Below are 5216 nucleotides of genomic sequence, written 5' to 3'. Positions count from 1 at the left end.
CTTCGCAAACTTATCCCGCCGCGACGCATTGAATTTGAAAGGCATCACAGCATCCCGCAGTCAAATCAAAGGACCAGCTACGCATCGGAAACGATTTGTGCAACACGCTCGCTTCGATTGGGTATTCGTACCTGTTTCCCTGGTCAACTGAACGAGGAGATCCCGCAGGATACACAGCAAAAGTCAGTTATTCGGCAGCGTCCACGCGAACCGTCCTGATGCCCGGATCGACGCGGCTGTAGGCAGCCAACAGTCGCGCTGTCCACTTTTGCGAAATATAGTCGGCCATGAAGCGTGACGGCGCGACAAGAACAACGCGCCCCCCTGCCCTTTCTGCTTCGGACAGATGTTGAAACCAGCTGGCCCATAGTTCTGGATCGCGCCCGTGAAGAATCGCCTGAACCTGAGACCACACATCCCCTTCGGTGCTTTCCGGGGTACTTGGTTTGGTCGCGAAAGGAATAACATTCGTTTCAGGTTCTGGCACGTCGGTCATCCGGGCTTGAAAGTCTGTTCCGATAACAGGCCAAACCTCTTCGGTGTCTATCAGGATTTGTTTCAGGTCAATCTCGTACACAGCAACACGACCCCGCGCAGCAGGCCGTTTTACCGTTATCCAACCTAATGCGCGAAATCTGGACATTTCGCGCTTTACTGTTCTTTCGTTCACTGTCCACAGGCGCGCAATTTCTTCCCGCCCAATGGATAATTCGTTGTTACGCCAGTTATATCGGGTTGTAATCAACGCAATGATACGCAGAATACTTCGTTGCCGGTGCTTGTCGCCTGACAGCGCATGAACGGTCAGTGCGGACAGTATATCGTATTTTAAAGCCGGCGCATTTCGCCCGACCGGTTTCGCAAGCTGCATACCCGTTCTCACCGCTCTGTCTGCCTCAGGCGGGTGTGTCCCGCCAATCTCGCGCCGTTTGCCAACGCTTTTCACCATCTTGGGATAATTAGCGTCCAAAGCTTCGATTCTGTCAAGAAGAGACTGGAACTTCGCCTGATCTTGTGCGGATCAATCTCAAAAAACTAAAAGAAATTTGGTGAAGTATTGGTGATGGGGGCCATTCTGGGTGTCCCCCTATCGGCTCTTTATGTCCCCCTATATGTAGCATTTCTTGCCAGAATGCCCCCCTATATACTGGTCGCCGGGGGCCTTCCGGGCCTTATGGTATTCACAGGGTCCGCCGAATCGCTTCGTAGGGTTTAAGGCCTTGTTTTCTTACCCACGGGTAAGAGCGCACCCTCATCATAATTTCTTTTGCGTAAAGTGCAAATCAGGCGTAAATAGGAAACGAGCAGAAATTTACGTTCCAAACTACGAGACCTGAGGCATGTACACGCACGAAGACCTGAACGCATTGCGCAATCAGTCCCTCAAATTGCAGGGCTGGATTCGCCAGCAGACCTTTAGCCCTGAGATGGAGAAAACGCTCCGCCGGTTTTCCAGCTGGGAGGTGTCCGAACTGATCTTCCGGGTTAACCAGTCGACCTTTCGCGGAAAGCTTGCAGCCGATCCTTCCCTGCCTGGCGGAGAAGTTGAGCCCGACGGGCGTCAGCGCTGGTTTAGCCTGGAAGAGGTGAATGAGCTGCGTCGACGGCTCAAGATTAATCGCAAGTCCCTGATGCCCCCTCGCCCTGAAGGCAGGCGCGCCATTCGTGCTGCTGTCGCAAACTTTAAGGGAGGCGCGGGAAAGTCGACTGTGGCGCTGCACCTCGCCCATGCGGCCGCCCTGGACGGGTATAGGGTCCTCGTGGTGGATTTCGACCCTCAGGCAACATTGAGCCATTCGATGGGCCTGACGGATGTGGCCGAAGACTACACGGTTTGGGGGATCATGGCGCGCGACCTCATTCGTGAGACAGAGCGCATGAATAACCGCCCCGCCGCTGCGGAATCGGGAACCACCCTGCCCCGCCGGGAGTTGCCGCCCGCGATAACGGACATGGGCCTTGGTGATCTGCGAATTGGTGATTTCATCAAGAAGACCTCTTGGTCGACGATCGATGCGATACCTTCCTGTGCGAACGCAGCCTTTGTTGAATTTGCGTCGGCCCAGTACCGGCACCTGAATCCCGAATGGTCCTTCTTTGCGTCGGTTTCCCGGTATCTGGATCAGATTCCTGATGATGCTTATGACCTCATTCTGTTCGATTGTCCGCCCGCAATCGGATACCAGTCTATGAATGCGGTCTTTGCCGCTGACATGCTTTATATCCCTTCTGGGCCCGGATATTGGGAGTATGACTCGACCACATCGTTCATCGGCCAGTTGGCAGAAGCGTTGGAAGATCTGGCTTATGGGTTCGACAAGACCTTACCCACGGGTAAGATTGGATTGCCCAAAACCTTCTGTGAGTTGCGGTTCCTGTTGACGCGGTATGAACCGGGCAATGCGCTCCATCTGGCGATGTTTGATGCCTTTAAGAAGGTCTTTGGCGAACATGTCGCTCAGCACCCGGTGGAAATGACCCGTGCGGTGGAGCAGTCGGGACGTTTTCTGAGTTCGGTTTACGAAATGGACTACCGCGAGATGACCCGCGAAACCTGGCGGCGTGCCCGCTCGACTTTTGACAATGTGTATGAGGAATTCCGGGGCGTAATGTTATCGGCCTGGGACAAGGTGGAGGATGACGCATGAGCCGCAAGCGGAGAATGTTCGATATTGACCTACCTACTATGGATGACATTCCTGTTGGTAAAGTACCGGACAAAGTTTTTGAAAAACGACGCGGTCCAATGGCCGCGGCAATTTCGGAAAATGCCGACGCTTTACGTGATCAGCAATCGACGGAACAATCCATCCGCGCCGAAAACGACCGTCTTGCACATGAACTGGTTCGGCTGAGAGCCGAAGGTTTGGTGACAGAACGGGTGTTGCTGAATGACGTTGTCACAGAAAAACTGACGCGAGATCGCAAACCAGGTCCTGATCCGGAACTGGATGAACTCAAAGATTCGATCCGGGACATCGGCTTGTCCAACCCGATCCGTCTGGAACGCAGGTCGGACGGGCTGTATGAATTGATCCAGGGTATGCGCCGTTTGTCCGCCTATCGTGCTTTGTACGATGAGACCGGGGACGAAACCTACGCCAGAATTCCAGCGGGGATTTCTGACGCGGGTGATCTGGACAACAGTTACCGGCGCATGGTTGACGAGAACCTGATCCGAAAGGATATCTCATTTGCGGAAATGGGCGCCCTCGCCCGTGCATATTCCGAAGACCCAGCGAATGACTGTCCGGATGTCGACAAAGCGGTTTCCACGCTGTTTAAGTCTGCCAGCTATACTAAGCGTAGCTATATCCGGTCTTTCGCCAGTTTGTTGCTGATGCTGGACAAAGTTCTGATCCACCCGAACGACATTCCGCGAAACGTGGGCGTTGAGCTAAAGCGCAAGTTCGACGCGACGCCGGGTCTGGTTCGCCAAGTGAGCGAGGCACTGAAGAGCGAGCCTGATCGGGATGGTACGCGCGAGGTTGCAATTCTCAGGTCATTTCTGGCTGAGCCAGAAGCCACGTCTTCAAGTAAGTCGGATGCAGTCAGCGCAGGTAAACCGCGCCGTGCGAAAACGACATTTCAGGTCTCGGGTAGGGCTGGGATCGCAAAATGCGCTGCCTCAAGTGGACGGATCGAGATCCGGTATGATCTGGATTTCACACGCGTTGATCGAAGCAAGCTGGAAGCGGCGATTGCCGCGCTGATCGATGCGCTTCCCGAAGAAGACGACCTTACCCACGGGTAAGATCATGGGCCAGCAAAGCGGGAAAAGGCGTCGGAAAAGTTCCGGCGCCTTTTTTTTGGCGCGCTGGGGCAGGGGGCTTGTTGGCATCGTCGGATACATCGCCTGTCCAAGCTGAACCGGACGTCACGGGCACTGAAGCGAACAAAGCAACCGACATGTTAAGACTTGTTCTTAAGTCGAGTTCGAGATTTCCCAAGATATCGAAATTTTGCAAAAGAGTTTTATAGCATTTACGGCCGTCCAGTCGGAAACTAGAGGTGGCGCGGAGGCGTCGCGCTTTCACCGCTGACCAGCAGAACGCAACCCTTGAAACACAGTACAAGCTTCAAAACAGGGTTTGCAGCTGTTCATATTTCAGGCGTAAATTACACTATATATAGGTATCAAGTACAGTTTTTTTACAAAATATGCTAAGACCCTTGGCTTAGCGGACTGAACAGAAGTTGCTTATCCAAAGTGCTGCTGAACGGACTTTGTTCGCGATTCTGAGGCAACTAAATGCGTCCCACGACATCAGTTTTGACCGAATGACCACCGGTACCTTCGGGTGCCAGCTTTACCACGGTAACAGCTGAAAAATCTTAGGAAGCAAGGCTAAGGAGAAGGGGAGGGGGGGCTTGATCTGAGCAGATAACACGCCTCATCTTTTTTCTTGAGGCGATTGTGTAATTATAGGAATGTATTCGAAAAAATCGAAAGCAGAACAGAGGAGTAGGCGTCAAATGGCCGGGAAGTTCGAAATATACAAAGACAAGGCCGGGGAATTTCGGTTTCGTCTGAAAGCCGGGAATGGTGAAATCATTCTGGCCAGTGAAGGATATGTTCAAAAGGCAAGTGCCACGAACGGGATCGAGTCAGTCAAGAAGAACGCACCGGATGACGAGCGGTATGAACGCAAGGAAACCAAGTCCGGCGGTCACATGTTCAATTTGAAGGCCAGCAACGGGCAGGTCATCGGCACCAGCGAGAGCTATACCAGCGCTTCTGCGCGGGATAACGGGATCGAGTCGGTCAAGCGGAACGCACCGGACGCACGTGTCGACGACCTGACCTAACTTGGCGCGGTAACGCCCTGCCACTCCTATAGGTGCAAACTGCGACGCCGGGATGCGTGGACGCATCTCGGGTAACTCGACTTCGCCACCGAGGCCGTTTGCCCGGGATTGCCGTTACCTACGCGAGTTCAGTCAAGGAATCCGCACCTGCCCTTGTATCCGAAGTCTTGAGGGTCGCAGAAAATACCCCGACTGAACCGGGGTCTTTTAGAGCGTGTTGCACAAATCGTTTCCGATGCGTAGCTGGTCCATTGATTTGACTGCGGGATGCTGTGATGCCCTTCAAATTCAATGCATCGCGGCGGGATAAGTTTGCGAAGGCAAAGTACCGTGTGACGAACTGGGCCGAATACAACGAGGCGCTCCGCCAGCGTGGTGACGTAACGGTCTGGTTCAGCGAAGACGCG

At 53.7% G+C, this 5216-nt stretch carries 4 protein-coding genes and 1 pseudogene; 4 read left to right on the top strand and 1 reads right to left on the bottom strand.

All coding sequences use genetic code 11. The features are described 5' to 3' along the window. Window positions 1-187: 187 nt before the first annotated feature. The gene (locus ACR0BF_RS20180) at window positions 188-871 is read right to left on the bottom strand and encodes a DnaA N-terminal domain-containing protein (protein WP_480625659.1); all 684 of its coding nucleotides are present in this window, start codon (window positions 869-871) and stop codon (window positions 188-190) included. A 469-nt stretch (window positions 872-1340) separates the two neighbouring features. On the opposite strand from ACR0BF_RS20180, the gene ACR0BF_RS20175 reads away from it, so the two are divergent. The 4 genes and pseudogenes from ACR0BF_RS20175 to ACR0BF_RS20160 all read left to right on the top strand — a co-directional run. After that, window positions 1341-2648, top strand: coding sequence for an AAA family ATPase (locus tag ACR0BF_RS20175; protein ID WP_480608350.1), 1308 nt, complete (start codon window positions 1341-1343; stop codon window positions 2646-2648). Continuing rightward, complete coding sequence (locus ACR0BF_RS20170) at window positions 2645-3754, top strand: ParB/RepB/Spo0J family partition protein (protein WP_480625658.1); 1110 nt, start codon at window positions 2645-2647, stop codon at window positions 3752-3754. The genes ACR0BF_RS20175 and ACR0BF_RS20170 overlap by 4 nt, the downstream gene beginning before the upstream one ends. Window positions 3755-4476: 722 nt before the next feature. Then, the gene (locus ACR0BF_RS20165; RefSeq protein WP_480625657.1) at window positions 4477-4809 is read left to right on the top strand and encodes a YegP family protein; all 333 of its coding nucleotides are present in this window, start codon (window positions 4477-4479) and stop codon (window positions 4807-4809) included. A 275-nt stretch (window positions 4810-5084) separates the two neighbouring features. Further along, window positions 5085-5216 (top strand): annotated as a pseudogene (locus ACR0BF_RS20160) (IS5 family transposase); the annotation flags it as partial.

It is taken from the genome of Ruegeria sp. AG7, from assembly GCF_056541545.1.
The sequence above is the reverse complement of the archived record's forward strand: the minus strand, read 5'-3'. Positions and strand labels throughout refer to the sequence as shown.